The organism is Bacillus cereus group sp. BfR-BA-01309 (assembly GCF_022664315.1).
Taxonomy (GTDB): Bacteria; Bacillota; Bacilli; order Bacillales; family Bacillaceae_G; genus Bacillus_A; species Bacillus_A mobilis.
Window position 1 is genome coordinate 1 of record NZ_JAKUHE010000052.1, and the last position, 1,274, is coordinate 1,274.

Below are 1,274 nucleotides of genomic sequence, written 5' to 3' on the forward strand. Positions count from 1 at the left end.
CCTGGTTTAAAATTCTTATAAAAATCTATAAATTGTTGGCGAACCAAGTCAAATGCCAACTACCGAAAAGGAATCTCACCTTTTTCCTGTCCGTAAGGGTTGTGACCTTTTCATCCACCTATTGTGAAAGAATGACGGCAGGTTCCTGTTAGGAACGATCTGTCCTTGCATACTACCATTCATCCAAGTCAGTAGTATGCAAGAGGTTATAAGAAATAAACCAGTACCCCCCTTCTCATTTAAATTTTAAATACGAATTGTTGATTGCTCATATAAACAGTTTTATGAAGAATGCTCCACAATTTCCAATTGTGATATTCTTTCCACGTTTGAATTGTTTGTAACCATTTTTTATATACTTTTTTCGTATTCTTTTTACTTTCTTCCATGGAAGCAACAAGAATACGCAGTTTTGTTGTAATTTGGTTTTTTAATAATAATATAATCTCTTTTGGTAATTGTTCTTGCAATTCTAATCCACGTCTTGCGATCGTGAAGGCGGCTGCTTCATGAACGCTAATACCGAAATTTTTACTGTATTTTAATTTTCCAATCACACTTGTATAAGCGGAGTTTACTGTTTTAACAGAAAATCCGTTACGAAGAGACATACGAATTAAACTGTTCAACATCTTTTTATACGTAAATTGATGGAAATTACGATTACTGTATTTATCAGTATCATGAGATTGTTGAAACTTTAAATCTTCTAAAACAATTCCACCTACATTGTTTTCCAATAACCATGTTTTAATTTGTTGTACAATTTGTCCAATTATCGTTGTGCGTTTGTTTGTTAAAAACGTATTCAGATTGTGTAGATAAAAATTTTTTGACCCTTTAAAATTACCTTGTTTTGTACATAAACTAACTGCAATGCGGTCCGGATTTACATCAATTCCTGCAATTACATCTGATTGTGGTATTTCCTTGAAATCTAGTACACGACCTATTTCTGTTTCATCAAACGTAGTATTTACATAAAATTCATTTTGTTTACGAATGATTTCTACACTATATTTTTGATGCTCTATAATCGGTTTTCCTTTTGGATTTACACCGATTTGCTTTCCCATAACGACATTTGTGATTTGATGATAAAAATGATATGGAATGATAATCGGAACTTTGATTCGTGGGCTTTTTGTTTTTCCATTTGTTCGTCCTAATGGATTTGCAATTTCTAACCATCCTTGCCCACAGTCATCAACTGTAATGCGCATGTTCAAATTCCCTTTTTTGCTTTTATCTCCACGAGAATATAATTGTCGTGT

Annotated in this window: 1 protein-coding gene; it reads right to left on the reverse strand. The window is 32.7% G+C overall.

Annotated features, from left to right (window positions below):
* Nucleotides 1-239 precede the first annotated feature (239 nt).
* The coding region (locus tag MR115_RS29495; protein ID WP_242243845.1) for an IS200/IS605 family accessory protein TnpB-related protein at nt 240-1,274 on the reverse strand (1,035 nt) is incomplete at its 5' end.